15 protein-coding genes and 2 pseudogenes are annotated in these 19878 nt (G+C 36.5%); 12 read left to right on the plus strand and 5 right to left on the minus strand.

Annotated elements, in window-relative coordinates; all coding sequences use genetic code 11:
* The first annotated feature begins 107 nt into the window (after positions 1-107).
* The 5 genes from gltB (at position 108) to NKG37_RS19195 (ending at position 10611) form a co-directional block, all read left to right on the plus strand.
* Positions 108-4661 (plus strand): glutamate synthase large subunit, encoded by a 4554-nt coding sequence (gene gltB, locus NKG37_RS19175; protein ID WP_169188591.1) that lies wholly within the window; start codon positions 108-110, stop codon positions 4659-4661.
* Positions 4662-4676: 15 nt separating this feature from the next.
* Positions 4677-6170: a glutamate synthase small subunit gene (gene gltD, locus NKG37_RS19180; protein ID WP_254415119.1), complete on the plus strand. Its 1494-nt coding sequence runs from the start codon at positions 4677-4679 to the stop codon at positions 6168-6170.
* A 298-nt stretch (positions 6171-6468) separates the two neighbouring features.
* The gene (locus NKG37_RS19185) at positions 6469-7002 is read left to right on the plus strand and encodes an HD domain-containing protein (protein ID WP_254415120.1); all 534 of its coding nucleotides are present in this window, start codon (positions 6469-6471) and stop codon (positions 7000-7002) included.
* A gap of 101 nt (positions 7003-7103) precedes the next feature.
* Complete coding sequence (locus NKG37_RS19190; RefSeq protein WP_169188592.1) at positions 7104-9287, plus strand: AAA domain-containing protein; 2184 nt, start codon at positions 7104-7106, stop codon at positions 9285-9287.
* 661 nt (positions 9288-9948) lie between these two features.
* A complete protein-coding gene (locus NKG37_RS19195; protein ID WP_040343696.1) occupies positions 9949-10611 on the plus strand; it encodes a peptidylprolyl isomerase in 663 nt (220 codons plus the stop codon).
* 227 nt (positions 10612-10838) lie between these two features.
* Here the strand turns inward: NKG37_RS19195 and NKG37_RS19200 are convergent, their stop codons facing one another.
* Positions 10839-12026: an IS4 family transposase gene (locus tag NKG37_RS19200; RefSeq protein ID WP_254414795.1), complete on the minus strand. Its 1188-nt coding sequence runs from the start codon at positions 12024-12026 to the stop codon at positions 10839-10841.
* A 394-nt stretch (positions 12027-12420) separates the two neighbouring features.
* Between NKG37_RS19200 and NKG37_RS19205 the strand changes: the two genes are divergently transcribed.
* From NKG37_RS19205 to NKG37_RS19220, 4 genes are all read left to right on the plus strand, one after another.
* Positions 12421-13737: an ISLre2 family transposase gene (locus NKG37_RS19205; protein WP_254414903.1), complete on the plus strand. Its 1317-nt coding sequence runs from the start codon at positions 12421-12423 to the stop codon at positions 13735-13737.
* Positions 13738-13934: 197 nt separating this feature from the next.
* The gene (locus NKG37_RS19210) at positions 13935-14372 is read left to right on the plus strand and encodes a peptidylprolyl isomerase (RefSeq protein WP_016203820.1); all 438 of its coding nucleotides are present in this window, start codon (positions 13935-13937) and stop codon (positions 14370-14372) included.
* Between the two features lie 62 nt (positions 14373-14434).
* The gene (locus NKG37_RS19215) at positions 14435-15178 is read left to right on the plus strand and encodes an SDR family NAD(P)-dependent oxidoreductase (protein ID WP_101731164.1); all 744 of its coding nucleotides are present in this window, start codon (positions 14435-14437) and stop codon (positions 15176-15178) included.
* Positions 15179-15268: 90 nt separating this feature from the next.
* Positions 15269-16042: a TerC family protein gene (locus tag NKG37_RS19220; RefSeq protein WP_016203822.1), complete on the plus strand. Its 774-nt coding sequence runs from the start codon at positions 15269-15271 to the stop codon at positions 16040-16042.
* A gap of 51 nt (positions 16043-16093) precedes the next feature.
* On the opposite strand, the gene NKG37_RS19225 is transcribed toward NKG37_RS19220, so the two are convergent.
* Entirely contained in the window at positions 16094-16630 is a 537-nt protein-coding gene (locus NKG37_RS19225) for a ribonuclease H-like YkuK family protein (protein ID WP_254415121.1), read from the minus strand.
* Positions 16631-16896: 266 nt separating this feature from the next.
* On the opposite strand from NKG37_RS19225, the gene NKG37_RS19230 reads away from it, so the two are divergent.
* From NKG37_RS19230 to lepB, 3 genes and pseudogenes are all read left to right on the plus strand, one after another.
* Positions 16897-17808: a DUF4349 domain-containing protein gene (locus NKG37_RS19230; RefSeq protein WP_016203824.1), complete on the plus strand. Its 912-nt coding sequence runs from the start codon at positions 16897-16899 to the stop codon at positions 17806-17808.
* A 32-nt stretch (positions 17809-17840) separates the two neighbouring features.
* Positions 17841-17990 (plus strand): annotated as a pseudogene (locus NKG37_RS19235) (GNAT family N-acetyltransferase); the annotation flags it as partial.
* 37 nt (positions 17991-18027) lie between these two features.
* Positions 18028-18546, plus strand: a complete 519-nt coding sequence (lepB, locus tag NKG37_RS19240; protein WP_101731163.1) for a signal peptidase I — start codon at positions 18028-18030, stop codon at positions 18544-18546.
* Positions 18547-18760: 214 nt separating this feature from the next.
* Here lepB and NKG37_RS19245 read toward each other — a convergent pair whose 3' ends face one another.
* From NKG37_RS19245 to NKG37_RS19250, 3 genes and pseudogenes are all read right to left on the minus strand, one after another.
* Positions 18761-19018: a DUF2533 family protein gene (locus NKG37_RS19245; RefSeq protein ID WP_254415122.1), complete on the minus strand. Its 258-nt coding sequence runs from the start codon at positions 19016-19018 to the stop codon at positions 18761-18763.
* A gap of 96 nt (positions 19019-19114) precedes the next feature.
* Complete coding sequence (locus NKG37_RS26395; protein WP_367976063.1) at positions 19115-19408, minus strand: DUF5658 family protein; 294 nt, start codon at positions 19406-19408, stop codon at positions 19115-19117.
* Positions 19409-19521: 113 nt separating this feature from the next.
* Positions 19522-19821, minus strand: a pseudogene (locus NKG37_RS19250) (Tn3 family transposase); the annotation flags it as partial.
* Between the last annotated feature and the right edge of the window lie 57 nt (positions 19822-19878).

A 19878-nucleotide genomic window follows, 5' to 3' on the forward strand; every position in this document is an offset into this window, starting at 1 on the left:
TTAGATTAGTTCTATCTAAATGATATATTGTACATATGAATTTGTATAGTATAATTAAATTATCTGAATTGAAAAAGTTGTTAGAAAATCTGACAGGGGTGGTTGAAATGACGTACAACCAAATGGAAAAAGCACAGGGCTTATATAGACCGGAATTTGAACATGATGCGTGTGGAATCGGACTGTACGCTCATATAAAAGGGGAAGCGACACATGACATTGTAAAAAAAGGTTTAAGTATGCTTTGTAAATTGGATCATCGTGGCGGGCAAGGAAGTGATCCATTAACTGGAGATGGGGCTGGCTTAATGGTGCAAATACCTGATGCCTTTTTTCGAAAAGAGTTAGAAAATATTGCTCTTCCAGAGAGTGGCAAATATGCTGTTGGTATGATCTTTTTTTCCAAAGAAGATCCTAATAGAGACTTAATTGAATCAAAAATTAACGAATATATTGCAGAAGTTGGCCAAGAACTTTTAGGATGGAGAACTGTACCTACAGATTTCAGAAAAATCGGAAAAGTCGCACAGAAAAGCTGTCCGGTTGTTCGCCAAGTATTCATTCAATCAAATCAAGCAAACAAAGATAAATTAGCTTTTGAACGGAAACTATATATTATCCGCAAATTAGCGGAAAATTGGGGTAGAACGGAAGGAAAAGAATTTTACTTTGCAAGTTTATCTTCCAGCACGATTGTTTATAAAGGATTATTAACATCTGATCAAGTAGAAAGCTTTTACTTAGATGTGCAAGATCCAACTTTTGTATCTGCTTTTGCGATTGTCCACTCTCGCTTTAGTACCAATACATTTCCTAGCTGGGAAAGAGCGCATCCCAATCGATATTTAATTCATAACGGTGAGATTAATACATTACGGGGAAACTTTAACTGGATGAAAGCAAGAGAGCAGCAATTTGTGTCAGAAGTTTTTGGAGAGGATTTACAAAGGGTTCTGCCAATTTTGGATGCTAACGGAAGTGATTCTTCTGTATTTGATAATGCATTAGAATTCTTTATCTTATCGGGACGCACACCTGCTCATGCAGCAATGATGATGATTCCAGAGCCTTGGACAGAAAATCCGCATATAACAAAGGGAAAAAGAGATTTTTATGAGTATCACAGTAGCTTAATGGAACCTTGGGATGGTCCAATGGCCATTACATTCACAGATGGAAAACAAATCGGTGCTATTCTTGACCGTAATGGCTTACGTCCGGCGAGATATTATGTAACGAAAGATGACTATATCGTATTTTCTTCAGAAGTTGGAGTTGTACCAGTCGAAGAAGAAAATGTCCTTTATAAAGAGCGTTTAAGTCCAGGGAAAATGCTATTAATTGATCTTGAAGAAGGACGTATTGTTTCTGATGAGGAATTGAAAAATACGATTGCTTCCGAGCATCCATACGCTGATTGGTTAGAAGAAGTCATTCGATTAGAGGAAACAAAAGAAGAAAAAGCAGAAACATTCGCTGATTTACTTGCAAGACAAAAAGCTTTTGGCTATACGTATGAAGATGTCCAAAAGAATTTGCTTCCAGTTGTTTTAGAGGGAAAAGACCCAATTGGCTCAATGGGCAATGATACACCACTAGCCGTGTTATCTAATAAGCCACAATCCTTATTTAACTATTTTAAACAGCTATTTGCGCAAGTTACTAACCCGCCGATTGATGCGATTCGGGAACACTTAGTTACATCAACGCTTTCTTGGTTAGGAGCCGAAGGTGATTTATTACATCCTGATGCAAGTAATTGTTATCGAATCCAATTAAAAACACCTATTTTATCAAATAGTAATGTAGAGCAATTACGAGCCAATACGTCTTCAAAATTCACGGCAAGAACTCTAGATGCCTTGTTTACAGATAACTTAGAAAGTAGTTTAAATCTTCTCGTAGAAAAAGCAGAAGAAGCAATTGCACAAGGTGTATCTTTGCTTATCCTATCAGACCGAACAATGAACAAGGAAGAAAAAGCGATTCCGGTTTTACTTGCTGTAAGTGCATTGCATCAAGACTTAATTAAAAAAGGACTTCGTACGAAAGCAAGTATTATTGTAGAGTCTGGAGAAGTAAGGGAAGTTCATCATTTTGCAAGTTTAATTGGTTTCGGTGCAGATGCGATTAATCCATATTTAGTGTATGCGACCTACAATCAAGCTATAGAAGATGGGATTCTATCCCTTTCATATGAAGAAACGGTAGCAAGATATAATACAGTGATTACAGAAGGTGTCGTAAAAGTAATGTCTAAAATGGGTATATCTACTGTACAAAGCTATCGAGGAGCACAAATTTTTGAAGCTGTTGGCATCGGTAAAGAAGTAATTGATCGATACTTTACAGGCACTGTATCACAGCTTGGTGGTATTGGTTTAAATACTATTGCAGAAGAGGCATCGAAAAGGCATCAATTAGGCTATCAAGAATCGATTGATGAAACGCTAGATTCCGGCAGTGACTTTCAATGGAGAAAAGGCGGGGAACATCATGCCTTTAATCCGAAAACCATTCATACTTTACAATGGGCATGTCGAAAAGGGGATTACTCATTATTCAAACAATTCTCTGAAGCAGCCAACGAAGAAAGCATGAGTTTTTTACGAAATTTATTAGCTTTTAATGCTACTAGACAGCCGATTGATATTAATGAAGTGGAATCAGTCGAATCCATTGTAAAACGATTCAAGACTGGTGCAATGTCTTTTGGATCGTTAAGTAAGGAAGCACATGAAACATTAGCAATTGCGATGAACAGATTAGGCGCAAGTAGTAACAGTGGAGAAGGTGGAGAAGATCCATCCCGCTATATGATAGATGAAAATGGTGACAACAGAAGAAGTAATATTAAGCAGATTGCTTCGGGACGATTCGGTGTAAAAAGTCATTATTTAATTAACGCCAAAGAATTGCAAATTAAAATGGCGCAAGGTGCAAAACCAGGTGAAGGCGGGCAATTACCAGGTAATAAAGTATATCCGTGGGTTGCAGAGGTCCGTGGTTCCACACCAGGTGTAGGATTAATTTCCCCACCGCCGCATCATGATATTTATTCGATCGAGGATTTGGCTCAACTAATTCATGATTTGAAAAATGCCAATAGAGATGCACGTATTTCCGTTAAATTAGTTTCAAAAGGCGGTATTGGTACGATTGCTGCTGGCGTTGCAAAAGGGGCAGCAGACGTAATCGTCGTAAGTGGATATGACGGGGGAACAGGAGCATCACCTAAAACAAGTATTAAACATACGGGTCTTCCATGGGAATTAGGTTTAGCAGAAGCGCATCAAACACTTATGCTAAATGGTTTACGAAATCGTGTTGTTTTGGAAACTGATGGTAAGCTCATGACAGGGAAAGACGTTGTGCTTGCAGCTCTTATGGGAGCAGAAGAATTTGGCTTTGCAACAGCTCCGCTAATTGTTATGGGATGTGTGATGATGCGTGCTTGTCACTTAGATACATGTCCAGTAGGTATCGCAACACAAAATCCAGAATTACGCTATAAATTTGCTGGCGATCCAGATCATATCGTTAACTTCATGCGTTTTGTCGCTGAAGAAGTACGTGAGCTGATGGCACAATTAGGATTCCGCACAGTGGAAGAAATGGTTGGTAGAACAGATGTACTAAAAGTCAGCGAAGAAGCAAAAACACATTGGAAAGCAAAAGATTTAGATTTATCGAAGCTTTTATATCAAGTGGATGGACCTAGAACGTTTGAAACACCACAAAATCATAAAATTGATGAAAGCTTAGATATTCAAAAAATTCTTCCAGCCGTTCAAAAAGCAATCATTAATAAAGAAATGTTGGATTTGCATTATACAATCAGAAATACAAATCGCGTAACAGGCACTATCGTAGGTAGTGAAGTATCGAAGCTATATGGGGAAGAAGGTCTTCCAGAAAATACAATTAATTTACATTTCACCGGTTCAGCAGGCCAAAGCTTTGGTGCTTTTATCCCTAAAGGCATGAGTTTATATTTAACCGGTGATGCAAACGACTATATTGGAAAAGGGTTATCAGGCGGAAGAATTGTCGCAAAAGCACCATCTGTCAATTCCTTTGACGCCAAAGATAATGTCATTATTGGAAATGTGGCTTTTTACGGTGCAACAAGTGGGGAAGCTTTTATTAACGGAAAAGCAGGAGAGCGATTTGCTGTTCGTAACAGTGGGGCGAGTATAGTTGTAGAAGGCATAGGTGACCACGGCTTAGAATATATGACTGGTGGAGAAGTGGTCATATTAGGAGATGTAGGGAAAAACTTTGCAGCTGGTATGTCAGGTGGAGTAGCCTATGTATTATCTAAAGATGCTGAACAATTTAAAGCATTATGCAATAAAGAAATGATTATCTTTGAAAAGTTAGAAGAACGAGCAGAAATAGAGAGAATAAAAGGGCTCCTTGAAAAACATATGGAACTAACAGATAGTTTAGCAGCTCAACAAGTGCTTGCTAATTGGGATAAATACGTACAACAGTTTGTGAAAGTGATTCCGAAAGACTATAAACGAATGATTGCAAATATTCAAAAAGGGTTGGAAGGCGGCCTGTCAGAAGAGGCAGCTGCAATGGAAGCATTTGAGAATAATTCCAAACAAGACAAAAAAAAACAAACAAATAAAATAACCGTATTAGTGCAGTAGAAAGGAGAGAACAGGATGGGGAAAGCAACTGGATTCATCGAATTTAATCGGGAGGAAGCGGAAGAAAGAAATCCGCTTTCCCGCCTAAAAGATTTTAAAAAATATTCTGCTCCTTTCTCTGATGAGGTACTTCAAAGACAAGGAGCACGATGTATGGACTGTGCAACACCATTCTGCCATATAGGGATGGAAATTGCGGGAACTACATCAGGTTGTCCAATCCATAACTTAATTCCTGAGTGGAACGATTTAGTCTATAGAGGGCGATGGAAAGAAGCCTTAGAGAGATTATTAAAAACGAATAACTTTCCTGAGTTTACCGGCAGTGCTTGTCCAGCTCCATGTGAAGGATCTTGTACGGTTGCTATATCTGACCCAGCAGTTGCGATTAAAAATATTGAACGAACTATTATTAATAAAGGGTTTGAAAACGGCTGGATTCAACCGCGTATTCCTGCAAGGAGAACAGGAAAGAAAGTTGCGATCATTGGATCGGGACCAGCCGGGCTTGCAAGTGCAGATCAATTAAATCAAGCAGGGCATTCTGTAACAGTATATGAAAGAGCGGATAGACCTGGCGGATTATTAATGTATGGCATACCGAATATGAAAATCGAGAAAAAAGAAGTAGAGCGAAGAGTGAAGTTACTAACACAAGAGGGTATTGATTTTATTACCAATACAGAGGTAGGAAAAGACATAACAGCTTCACAGTTAAGAGAAAAGTATGATGCAGTCATTCTATGTACTGGTGCTCAAAAACAAAGGGATTTAGTGATGGAAGGCAGAGATGCAGAGGGTGTTCACTTTGCAATGGACTATTTATCTGGCGTTACGAAAAGTTTATTAGATTCTAATTTTCAATACAAAAACTTCATCGATGCTGCGGGAAAAGATGTTATTGTTATTGGCGGTGGTGATACAGGTGCTGATTGTGTAGCGACTGCCCTTCGTCAAAACTGCAAAAGCGTTGTTCAATTTGGTAAACATCCAAAGCTAGGCGTTGTGCGAACAAGTGAGAATATGTGGCCAGCTGCCCCAAATATTTTCACCTTAGATTATGCGTATGAAGAAGCTGAACAAAAATTTGGCGAAGATCCAAGACAGTATGGCATTCAAACGGAAAAGCTGGTAAAAGACGAAGATGGAAGATTAAAAGAATTACACACAGTTTCGATGGAAAAAGTAAAGCAAGAAGACGGAACGTTTATATTTAAAGAGATTCCAGGTACGGAAAAAATTTGGCCAGCACAATTAGTTTTTATCGCAATCGGCTTTGAAGGACCAGAACAACCTGTATTAAAGCATTTTGGTCTAGAAACATCGAACCGCAAAGTTGCTGCAGTATACGGTGATTTTACAACAAATATTGAAGGTGTTTTTGCAGCTGGAGATGCACGAAGAGGCCAAAGTTTGATTGTGTGGGCAATTAACGAAGGAAGAGAAGTTGCTAGAAAAGTAGATGAATACTTAATGGGAGCTTCCATTTTACCTACTGTAAATGCATAAAAATACAAAAAGATGTGATGGACGATAGATCACATCTTTTTGTATACTCTCCCATATCACAACCTATTCAAAATATTATAAAAATTTAAAAACTAAACAAATTAATTAAAGAAAACACTTTTCACTTAAAAGGCAAGTAAATTCGCATATTTAGGTGTTTTTTATTATCATTTTATAAAAAATATAATATAATAGGAAAAATACTTTTTTAATCGGTTTAATAGGGGTAGGAGAAAGCAAATAAGAAAATAAATTCTCTCTTGTAGGGAGGTTTTTATAAAGAAAGGAAGTGTCGGAGATGAGAGATGTTAAGCTTATTGATATTTATAACCATCATATTGCCCAAAAATATATTACCCGATCAGGTTTAGCTCATGCTCTGGCAGTTGCTTATCATGCTTTTGAAATGGCAAAAGAATCAAATGTCGATGTCGATAATGCAGCTAAAGCCGGATTTTTACATGACATGGGTCATTACACCTGGTATAAAGATGGAAAATGGGATTATAAATTATATAGACAAAATGACATTCATCCAATTAAGGGTGCGGAAAGAGCGCATAAATTATTAATTCGTTTAGGAGAAAATCCTGTAAAAGCAAAAGAAATAGCGTTAGCGGTCCTTTTTCATACAGATAGTTTTATTCCAGGAGGATCGGCCACTCTATCACCACTGCAAAAAATAGTCAAATTAGCTGATGAGAAGGACGAGGAGCCTGGTGGCCATCATCACTATCGTAAGATAACAAAAGAACGCGCATTAAAAAGTTTAGAACGGTTAGATACAAAAATCGATGAATATATAGAAAAACAAATGGAAGAAAAAAATTAAGCAAGAAGGAGAGAACTGGATTTTCCTGTTTCTATCCTTCTTTTCTTTTAAGTGCTATAATAGAAAAATCGATTTTTTAAGAAAAGGAATTAGAGTGAAAAATGACAAACATTATCACTACAATCAAACAGTGGCAACAAGCGCTGCAAATAGAAATAAATTATTTAAAAAAATATAGTCAATCTAAAGTTGCTTTATATAATGGGATACGATTAAATACAGAAAATGATTATACCTATTATTTTGAAAGTATCGGCAATCTAAAGGTTCCCATTGGCTCAAATGTAATCATCCACTGGGGATCTCTGGCAGTTAAAGGACGAGTATTATCGGCAGATGGTAAGAGCCTTTTAGTCATTTTAGAAAAGATGATTGGTGAGGATATTGCTGAAGCCTATTTGTCCCATGATCCCTGGGAACTTTTAGAACAGCTGCAAATTCGCTTTGATTTGATAAAAAAGAATAAACGGAAGCTTAGTAGAATAGTAAAATTAATGCATCCTAGCGAAGCAACTAAGCATCCTAGTGAAGAGCTAAAAAATAATGTTCATGAGCTTTCGCTTAGATGTAAGTATAATCAAGTCTCTTTTGTATGGGGACCACCAGGAACAGGAAAAACGTACACACTTGCAAGAGTGGCATTACAACGTTATTGGAAAGGGAAAAGAATACTGCTTTTAGCCCAAAGTAATCAGGCAGTTGATGTACTACTGACAGAAATAACCTCAACGATAAAAGAAAAAGGCCGTTTTAAACTGGGCGATATCCTGCGATACGGGGGAAATAACAGCAATGGCAATCTGGAACAAGAGCAAATTACATCTAGCTCTTTGCTTGATAAAAAAGATATGGATCTTGCAAAGCAAAGACAACAGTTTATCGAAGAAAAACGTAAGCTTAAACAAGATCTTGCAAGTTCGTTTACAGTCAGAGATTCTTCTCAGCTGTTAGAAATGGAAGAAAGATTGGCAAGTGTCATGGAAAAAATCCGTAAAAGAGAATTACAATTTATGCAAAAAGCGAAGATTGTGGGTACTACATTAGCCAAAGCAGCGACAGATCCTGCCATTTATGAAGATGAATACGATTTAGTCATTTTAGATGAAGCCAGCATGGCATATATTCCACAAGTGGCTTTTGCTGCATCCCTTGCAAAACGAATCATTATATGTGGAGACTTTAAACAACTACCACCGATTGCATCAAGTCGCCATGCATTGGTAGACAAATGGTTAAAGGAAGATGTCTTTCATGCAACAGGTGTAGCAAATACTGTGCATCGTTCATCATTGCATCCCCAACTTTTACTACTAAACGAGCAAAGACGAATGCATCCAAGCATCTCAGAATTTACTAATAAATATATCTATCATTCATTGGTAGGGGATCATAAGCACGTGGAGAAGAAAAGAAAATCCATTGCTGACAAACCACCTTTCAAGGGGAGCGCAAGTGTCTTACTAGATTCTAGTCATTTCGGAGTTTATGCAACTTTTGAAAAAGGCTCGAAATCACGAGTGAATTATATGCATCTTTTACTAGCTTTACAAGTTATCAATGAGGCATTAAGTGAGAAAAGAACTAGTATTGGCTATGTTACACCATATCGAGCTCAAGCTGAAATAGTAGAAGCAATGGCATATGAATTTTTCCCTGAAGCACTCGAAGAAAAGCGCTTAACAATAGCAACAGTTCATCGTTTTCAAGGCAGCGAGAGAGATGTAATTATCTTTGATAGTGTGGAAGGTAATCCACTTTCACGACCAGGAATGCTTTTAACAGGAAAAGAGAGTGAGCGTTTAATTAATGTTGCGATAAGTAGGGCTAAAGGAAAATTTATTCATATAGTAAACAGACATTATATGAAAACGACAATTGATAATAGAAAAACGATTCGTCAGCTTGTCAACCATCAGGAAATGGTTAATAGTGTGATAACTAATCAACAAATTGGCGAGTGGATTCAAAAAAAGAATCCAAAGTTATTTTGGACGCATGGACAGAGGATAGAATTATTAAAAAAAGACATGGAGCGCTCAAAAAGCGAGGTGTTTTTATCCATTCCCCAACGGAAAGAAATCTTAACACAAGAGTGGAAGCAGCTTTTCGGTCGGGCAAAGATCGTATCTACTTCTGAAATACCATTTCCCATGGTCGTTATCGATCAAAAGGTAGTTTGGTTTGGCTTTCCATCAGAATTGGTGAATAAAAGCAAGCCACCTTCCCTTGCAGTCCGTATTCATTCTCCATATTTAGCTAGTTATCTATTAAAATCTTTAACGTAATCACAAAGAGGCTGGGACATAAGTATTCCAGTCATAGATAAACCCGAACAACTATCAAATAATACTAAATGATTGTTCGGGTTTTATTAGTTTTATAAAAGGCTGTTTCAGTACAGTTAGTGTTAATATCCGCAGCCTGAATACACTTCGCTTTCCATGGGGCGAGCGCCGAGCCGCTTCGGCCTCTGGCCTGCAGGGTCTCGGACTTTCTCGCAGCTCCCATAGGAGTCTACGTGTATTCAGGCTGCTCCATATTTCCTACTAATTCATTTTTTCTAAAAAAACAATATTTTTTAGGGAATTGCCTTTAAAAACAGAGTGGAATGGAGCGGAAGACACTCGACTCCTGCGGGAAGTAGAGCAATCTTTAGACCCCACAGGCTTTAGCCGAGGAGGCTTAGGTTGCTCCCCGGCGAATCGTGTGTCTGTAGCGCAATGGAACGAATTAGTTTTTACACTTGACTATATTTAAAAACATAAATAACCATTGTATAAAGGAACCTTTATTTAAGAGATAAATTAGAGATTGTTCGTCTTTACAGATTGGCTATCTAGTTTTGTCCCAGCCTCTTTTTTAACTTTCTTTATTAAAGGTTATTTATTGTGCAGAAAAGAAGATTTCGCTAAAATAGGGAGGAATCTAAGCATAGGAGGAAAAGTCATGGTGTGTAGAAAACGGACTGGTTGGATGATGCTATTCTTTAGTTTATCCATCCTTTTATTATTACTCTCAGGATGTGGAACGAAGAACACGGAACCACTAAATGAAGGAGAAAAATCACAAGGAAAAGCGATTTCCTCAGACGAATACCCTATCGTTACTATTATTATGGAGGATGATTCGAAAATTAAAGTAGAACTTTATCCAGATAAAGCGCCAAATACAGTGAATAATTTTATTTCATTAGTAAATCAAGGCTTTTATGATGGGCTGATTTTTCATCGCGTCATTCCCGATTTTATGATTCAAGGTGGCGATCCAAAGGGAAATGGAACAGGTGGACCAGGATATTCTATTAAAGGAGAGTTTTCGGAGAATGGTTTTGAAAACGACTTAAAGCATGAAAGAGGCGTTATCAGTATGGCAAGATCTCAAATGCCAGATTCAGCCGGATCTCAATTCTTTATTATGGTCGCAGACGCACCTCATTTGGATGGCGAATACGCACCGTTCGGTAAGGTAATAGAAGGAATGGATGTCGTCGATAAAATTGTCTCTACAGATAGAGATGAGAATAACGATAAGCCATTAAAAGAAATGAAGATGAAACAAGTTACTGTAGATACAAAAGGAATTGATTATGAGGAACCAGTAAAAGAATAATCGATAATAGGGAGTATGAGTAAAATGTTTGTGGGAGAATAAATATCCTTTTTGTCTAGTTGGGGGACGAGTCCCAATGTCATCAAGTTAAGAAACCAGTAATTACCAGTGGTAAACCAAAATTGATGTTTATAATATTCTGATAACTAAAAAAGCCAATAGGATGCCCGGGAAGTGCCTATTTAATTTTTTTGGCATTTCCCTGATTTTCCTATTTGTTCGTTTTGTTAGATAGCTGGTCGTTGTCCAAATCCATGTTTATTCGCATTTAGCCCTCTGGAACGTTTAAATTTCCTTCCAGGTCTAATTGGGACTCTATTTCGCTGAACTTCGTTCAGTAGGTCTTTATACATCTTTTTTCTTCGCCTTTGACTTGGTTCAATGATTAAACAAATGAGCTTATCTTTTAGTGCGCCAATTAAAATATTGGTGTTAGTTTTATATTTGTGCTTTAAGTCTTTATCCTTCTGATCCTCGGCGATGATCACATCTGACTCATGCTTTAGTAGGGAAGCCATGTTGCTTAAAAATAAAGCAGCATAAAACTCTTGTTCAATCGTCTGTTTTGTTTCGCCTGAGAATCTTTCAATCTGTATTTTGTTTTTTAAGACATCGTATTTTGTTTCGATTGACCATCGTTTAAAGTACAACTCTTTAAAAGCCGGAATATCAAAAGACTCATCTAATATATTCGTTATAAGTAATTCATCTTCTCCAGAGCCTAATGGGATACGGACCGCACGCAAACGCATGACGTTGCTTTTATACTTGAGTTCAATGACCTGATCAGGGATCCCTTCTTTTATAGCGGCTCGGTAAAAATTAACTGGCGTTCTAACAACAAAATTCACTTTATTCTTCAAAAGATAGTGAAAGAAATATTGAGATGGATACCCACGGTCAAAAAGAAAAAGGTCGTGGTTAGAACGCAGTTCTAGGAAACTATCAATTAATTCTATCGCTACTGTGCGCTCGCTATCTGTACATTTTGTGATTATCCCCTTTACAAATAAATCATTTCCGATATCATAAATAGTAGATACCATGGCTCTGGCAAGTTCCTTGCCATTGCCCTTTGATGCGCCGAAGGTATCTCTTAGCCTTTGGGAATTGGCTATTTCTATGATAGACGCATCAATCGCATATAACCGGAAGCCCTTATATTTAAAGGAGTTATTTGTCTGATAAAACCACGTCGTAATGGTGTCAAATAACGTCTTGAAGGCTTCTGGTTTTATTTTTTTTCGCGCTTGTGAAAATCCCTGTTTACTTATAATTTCTCCTTCTTTTTTAATCAACTCAAAAAAGTCATTCAACTCAATCTGCAAGCTTCTCGTTACTAGATTTAGCACAAACAAAATTGTTTCTGGGAAAGTCAATTTGCCTCCTTTACGTGTAAAGTAGGTTGATTTCATGCGGGAATCGCACATGAAATGGAAATCGTACAATACCTCCCTACATACTTCAATCGCTTCTAAAAACTTGCTTTTTTTCAACAAAAAAACCCCATTTCGTACGAGATATACCAAGAACTGGTATTCACGCTGATTATGGAGGTGTTTCTGAAAAGTCAAGGGGTTTTTTCAATTTTATACAACAATTTTATGAATCTTTTTTAATATTTACATATTTTTACAATTTAGGTTTATGACATTGGGACGAGTCCCCCAACTAGACAAAAAGGCCACCAAGCGAAAGCGCGGTAGCTGGAAAAAATTAAGCATTAAAAAAGAGAGCATCCTTTTGTAAAGTAGAATTTGGCGAAAAATACGAAAAGGAGAGGCTCTCATGAATCAATGTAACATAAAAATGCCATCATTAAAAGAATTGGAAAAAACTTTATTTCGAACACTACAAATGACGTTTCAAGAAATCCTTATTCAAACATTAGAAAATTGGGATCTAGAGATTGCTCAGCAACGAGACAAAAGAAGATTTGCTTTACGTGATAAACGAGAAATACGATTAGATACAGCGTTTGGAGCTGTGGAGCTGAAGCGTAATTATTATTTTGATCGTGTGACTAAAAAATATATTTGTCTATTAGATCACTATTTACAGTTTCAGGGGAATAAGGGATTTAGTCCGCTACTAGAAGAATGGGGGCTAGAACTAGCGACGAATGGCTCCTCCTATCGAAAGGCGGTGGAAACGTTCGAACAATTTTTAGGCTATTCGGCGATGAGCCACGAAGCATTACGGCAACATCTTCTTCAAACAAGCGTACTTCCCGCTAAGGAAAAACGCCCTTTTCAAAAGGTATTGTTTGTCGAAGTAGATGGATTATATGTGAAGAGTCAAGAAAAGAAAAAGCGTGGATGGGAGTTGAAATTCGCCGCTGTACACGAGGGATGGAAAGAAAACGGAAAGCGAATCAGGCTCCGAAATAAAAGGCATTTTCTTTATGAAGGAAAAGAACCCTTTTGGGAAGCCTTTGAAACGTTCTTACAGAATAATTATGCGTATGATCCTACCCAAACCTTGCTTATTATTAATGGTGATGGAGCAGGCTGGATAACGGCATGTCGGGAGTATTTTCGGGAACGCGCCTTTTTCACCATGGACCGTTTTCATGTCGCTCGTTCGATGAAGCAACTAATGAAGAGCCATCCTCGATACCGCTACATGAAAAGAGCGTTAAAAAACTACCAGGTAGAAACATTACTTCTAGAGTTGAATAGCGCAGTAGGAACAATGGATACACCAGAAAAAGAAGAAAAACTAGCGCATTTCCTTGCCTTTTTAACGCATCATCAGGAAACCATAAAAGATTACCGTAGTTGGTTACAGGAAAAAGGTGTGGACACGACAGCGTATCGTCCAATGGGAAGTGCAGAGGCGATGATGAATCAATTAGCCAAACGATTAAAGAATGGAAGAGCATGGAGCAAAAAAGGGGTCATGAGCATGGCGCGCTTGTGGATTGGATTGAAGGATGACCTATCCATCCAAACGATATATGGGAAATGGGAAAAAGCCACGGAAAAATCAAAGAAAGAGCATCGAGCGAAAAGAAAAATACCCACAAAATTAGTAACAGAAACCGTGCGTCAGAACATGCCATACTTAAATCAAGCGATTGGAAAACCCGTTCACTTTGCCTTACAGGGATTAAAAGGTTTTTAAAAAATGAGAGAATCAACAGTTGGAAAAACAAAACCAATTGGAAAGCGGATACAAACTTAGAGGTTTTACTTTATAAAAAAGGGAGCTAAAAAAACTCCCACAAAAACTTGACTCAATCTAATAGGGACGTAATATTTTCTTTCTCTAGCAAAAGATGATATGATAAAAGTTGATTTTGAAATAAGGAGATGTTGAACATGGCAACAAAAGGATACATACTAATGCAAAATGGTGAAAAAATTGAATTTGAATTATATCCAAATGAAGCTCCTGGAACAGTAGCTAATTTTGTAGAACTTATTAAAAAAGGGTTCTATAATGGTCTAACTTTCCACCGTGTTATTCCTGGGTTCGTAAGCCAAGGCGGAGACCCGAATGGTAATGGAACAGGCGGTCCTGGATACACAATCAAATGTGAAACAGAAGGAAATCCTCATAAACATGTTGAAGGCGCTTTTTCTATGGCACATGCTGGTCGTGACACAGGTGGCAGCCAATTCTTTATCGTTCATGATCCACAACCACATTTAAATGGTGTTCATACTGTATTTGGACAAGTTACATCTGGAATCTCTACTGTTAAGGCGATGAGAAATGGCGATGTAATGGAAAAAGTAGAAATCACTGAAGAATAAATATAAAGAGGCAGGCTGAGAAATTAGCTTGCTTTTTTTTATATGGATGGAGGGCGAATAGGATGTTCAAAGATAAAGTTGTAATTGTTACTGGTGCTAGTAATGGAATCGGTAAAGCAATTGCAAAAGCTTATTTGCAGGAAGAAGCATATGTTGTGCTGGCAGATATAGATGAAAGCCAAGGGAAGCAACTTCTTGATTCTATTGAACAAAAGGAAAAAGCATTATTTATCAAAACAGATGTACGAAGCGAAACGGAAATCATTCATCTTGTTCATACAACAAAAGCGAAGTTTGGAAAGATTGATATTCTGATAAACAATGTGGGCAAAGGAGTTTTTAAATCGTTTTACGATTTAACGATTGAAGAATGGGATGATGTAATAAATACAAATCTCCGCAGCGTGTTTCTTTGTTCAAGAGAAGTCGCAAAAATCATGCGAGATCAGGACTCTAAAGGCTCGATTATCAATATGTCATCTAGTAGAGCATATATGTCTGAGCCTAATACGGAAAGCTATAGTGCTAGCAAAGGTGGTATTATGGCCATTACACATGCATTAGCAAATAGTCTTGCAGACGCACATATAACTGTAAATAGTATTTCACCAGGATGGATTGAAACAAAAGACTATGAAAATCTTCGCGAAATCGATCATGAACAGCATTTGTCAAAAAGAGTAGGTAAACCAGAAGATATTGCGAGGGCTTGTCTATTTTTAACTAATCCGCAAAATAATTTTATTACAGGGACAAACCTCATGGTAGATGGTGGTATGACCGTAAAGATGATTTATGAAGAATAATGGGAATATCTTAAATAAAGTTGCTATCTGAAAATGATAGGAGTATAATAGCTTCCATATCATTACATATATATAATGGAGGCTTTTTAAGTGGACGTTTTACATCAAATATTATCAACCTATGCTTCATTTTTTGATTGGGAGATGTGGGAAGAAGTATTAACAGATCCAGTTTCATGGGGATTAATTGGATCGTTAGTCATTTTAGAAGGCTTATTATCAGCGGATAACGCACTCGTTTTAGCGGTGATGGTTAAACATTTACCGCCTGACAAACAAAAAAAAGCATTAACGTATGGTTTATTTGGAGCCTATTTTTTCCGGTTTTTCTTTATTGGAATAGGCGTTTATTTAATCCACTTTACATGGATTAAAGTAGTTGGAGCAGCATACTTAGCTTGGATTGTAATTAAGCATTTCTGGCTTGGTGATGGTGACGAGGATGCTTCAGCGATGAAAAAAAATAGTTGGACAATAAGACTTTTCGGGGTATTCTGGGCTACCGTTATTTCTGTAGAATTAATGGATTTAGCTTTTTCCGTTGATAGCATATTAGCCTCACTTGCTGTATCAAATGAAATTTGGATCCTCTTAATTGGTGGAATGCTTGGGATTTTAATGATGAGAACGGTCGCTAAATTATTCTTAGTTTTAATTGAAAAAGTACCAGAATTAGAGAATACTGCTTTTGTTTTAATTGGTATAATCGCGGCGAAAATGTTCGCAAGTATCTTTGGTTTTGAATTAGATCATTATGTATTTTTTGCGATTCTAATTGCTGCGTTTATCATCACCTTTATCATTCATTTTATTAATAAGAACAAAAAAGTTTCCGAAGAGATTGCTGCAACAAAAGAAGATTAATTGTTTAGACCTGTTCTGCTTTAGGACAGGTTATTTTAATGCAAGAAGAGACTACTTTGTGTATTTATTGGCATAACTGGAAGCAACAAATGAATCTGGTTTTATTTTTGGTTCAATCCCAATTGATTCAATTCTTGCTACCATTTCATTTACAAAATCTCGTGTTTTATTTCTCTGACCTGCTCCAATATCAATATGTCCTTCAATAGAGAAAGTTGCTCCTTGATAAACAAAAGGAAGCACAACATCTATTAACTGGTTTTTCTTATTTTCGGTAAAAAGACTAACAATTTCTTCGGTTAACGTCGTCTCATAGGAAATTTTCTCATGAAGTCTTAATACTTTTCTCGGTAAAACAACTTTTCTGATACATGCCCATGCACCCTTCCCTTTATTCATAATCACAATTCCTGTAATAAAGGTGGTATGCTTCGCATGCACTTGGGAATCTGTACCAATCATCAATTGATAATTTCCAGCCGGATTTCTAGACATAAAGGCAAGGATACGTTGAAAAACAATATCAAACGTCATATTTTTTTCTTGCAAGTTTTGAAAGGTTATTTCCTTGTGCCTGTCTAACTCCACAAAAATCCCTCCATCTAAGCATATTTCCAACTCATTTTATACCATTGTATGTTCATCAAAAGTAATTATCACCGAAAGTAAACTTGTATTATCATATACACAGAATAGAGAATTGGTGTTAGCGTATATCCAGTTGATTGTAAAATTTTTGTTTTCTTTAAGAAAGAAAACTTTACGAAGCAGCTTTGTAATAAATATGTAATAATATTGAAACTTATTATTTTAATATCCGTCTAATGAGTAACTAAACTTAGGAGGTATGAAAGATGAAAAAGTATAGAACTTCCTTTATTGGCATTCTATTTTTTCTACTTTTAATGGCAGGATGTAGCAGCCAAGAATCAGAAAATAAAAGCGCAGATAGTACGGAGAAAGCTGCAAATAATGAAATAGCACAAATGGATTCTCATGAAGGAGAAGTGATGGAAGACCAATTAGCATCCGCTGATAAAGAGATTAAGAATACTAGTGGAACAGAAATAACAGAAAATGACCGCATGATGATTTACAATGCTAATTTATCCTTACAAGTTAAGGACTATCATCAAGTAGAAGAAGAAATTCAGAAAAAAGCAACCGAACTTGACGGTTATGTAGTACAATCATCTATTTACAATAGTGGCACTGATTATATTAATGGATCGATTATTGTGAAAGTTCCACAAGCGAATTTCCAATCCTATATAAATGAAGTGGAAAAAAATAGTATAAAAGTAATCGAAAAAAATATAAGCAGTAATGATGTCACAGAGGAATTTGTTGATCTTGAGTCTCGATTAAAAGCCAAAGAAGCAGTAGAAAAACGACTATTAACGTTAATGGACCAGGCAGAGAAAACAGAAGATCTTCTGAAAATATCAAACGACCTAGCCACTGTACAAGAGCAAAAAGAGCAAATCTTAGGGAGAATGAAATACTTAAAAAATAATGTCGACTATTCCACTGTTACCATTCAATTAGAAGAAGAGTTAGTAAAGGTCGGAAACATCAAAAATAGCGACTCCTTAAATACTTGGCAAAAAGCGAAAAGCCAGTTTGTCAGTACAATAAACGGGGTTATCTCCTTCTTATCAAGTGTAGTAGTACTCGCTATTGGATTATCTCCGATTCTAATTCCAGTTGCAGTTATTGTAATTGTTTGGATTATTTTTAGAAAAAAAAGAAAACAGCAAGAGTAATGGAAACAAATCATATGTTATAATGGAATTAAATTCCTTTAAGAGTTTTCTCAACAAATTATCGAGCGATATCTTTCTATAAACGTATGGGATTTATAGAAGAAGGTCGCAAAATAAAGGAGTTTAAAATAGCTGAAAATGAATATGTAGACGATATTCTAATGTATAAAATGGTGAATTGATAATGATTGTATAGGAAAGGGGGGAAGGAATATCTACATGAATGCAGAGTTTAATAAAGAACTAAAGTCATGGATTATTGCGCTTATTAGTGCATTAGTATTCGTTTTTATATGCCGGAACTTTATCTTTACCCCTGTAAAAGTAGTAGGGCAATCCATGCAACCGACATATGAGAATCAAGATCGAATTATCGTTTCCAAAGTGGGGCAAATAAAGCACTTTGATACAATCGTTTTCCATTCACCGATTGAGAAGGAGGACTATATAAAAAGAGTAATCGGCTTACCAGACGATACCATCGAGATTCAGGATGACGCTCTTTATATAAACGGTCATAAATATGATGAGCCTTACTTACAGGAAAAAAAGAAACATTTACTCCCTAATCAAAAATTAACGGAAAATCTCAAGATAAAAGTACCAAAGGGACATATTTTTGTACTTGGTGATAATCGGCAAAAAAGTACCGATAGTCGACAACTTGGTTGTATCTCTGAAGAAGCAGTTATTGGAAAAGCAATCCTTCGTTTTTATCCAGTCATAGAGAATTACTAGAATATTTGAGTATAAAAAACAGCCTTGGCCGTGAACTTCACGAGCAAACAAGGTTGTTTTTATTTTATCCCACTCTTAACGGATAGTAAGACTAAGAAGGCCACCTCAAGCATATGAGAGTAGGTGGGAGATCAACTGTCCGTAAAGGTCCGATTGGTTCAACTAACCATCAGTGGGGGGATGAAAGAAAACCCCCACTGATGGAAGTTTCACTTTATATAGAACGAGTAGCAAATTCTACTACCATTGCTTTAGTAACCTTTTTTCTTGATGGAACAACACCAAGTCTAGCTAATTCATTCATTTGCTCGGTTACATCATTTATTTTATCAACCGAAAAATTCTCCCCAGCTTTACAAAGCAGTATCGCTTCTTCAATATAGGATTCACGTAGCTGATCTAATTGCTTAAAATGATTGACACGAGAATTGATTTGTTCTACATGTTTGGTAATTTCTTTATGTACACTCATAATCCTAACTCCTTACTGTTTGTATAATATTATTTTAATGGTTATTCTAGTAAAAAGATAGGAGGACTTTAAATTACATAATAAAATTATTGCAAACTAAATATTCGTCATCCAAACAATATGCAAAACCATAACGGAAGAATATAATGCTAATGGAATAAATAGGAGAAAAATCCAGGTACGAGTATTTTTACTATAAAAATAGATTGCTAGGTAAAAGAGAAATAAAGATAAACCAATTTTTAACAAAAGGAATAAGAAAGGAGAAATTTCCCATAAGTGATTCATAATCGGATTTGATTCAGATATATGATTAAATTGGATTCCAAGAAAAGTGAATATTCCATCGAGAAAATTTAATAGGCTTAGCAAAAGAAATAAAATCTTCAAACTACCACCCCTTAATATTATTCCTAATTATCCCAATTTGGGGTACAGTCAGGAAAATGCGGATTTACAACGCTAAGCCCATTTCCCCGACTATTCCCCCAGTTTTAACAACGTTAAGAAAGTTTCAAGGGTCTTAAAGAATCTAACGAGGCCATTTTCTCCGAATTAAAATGGTATTCTCCAAGTAAATTAATATGTTCCCAACCTAGAGGTGACATATGGTGCAATAATTCTTCATTAAAACTACCTGACCGTTTTTGATATTCAACTGCCTTTGTTAGATGTAAAGTATTCCAGATACTGATGGCATTGATAATGATGTTTAAGGCACTGGCTCTTTGCAATTGATGCTGTATGGTTCGTTCCCTAAGCTCTCCTTGTTTTCCGAAGAAAATAGCTCTTGCCAGTCCATTCTAAGTAGTTCAGTTTTAAGGTAGAAAAATTAAATTAACACCACAATTTTGAGTTCA

The sequence above is a fragment of the Niallia sp. RD1 genome (genome assembly GCF_024219955.1).
Lineage (GTDB): Bacteria > Bacillota > Bacilli > Bacillales > Cytobacillaceae > Niallia > Niallia alba.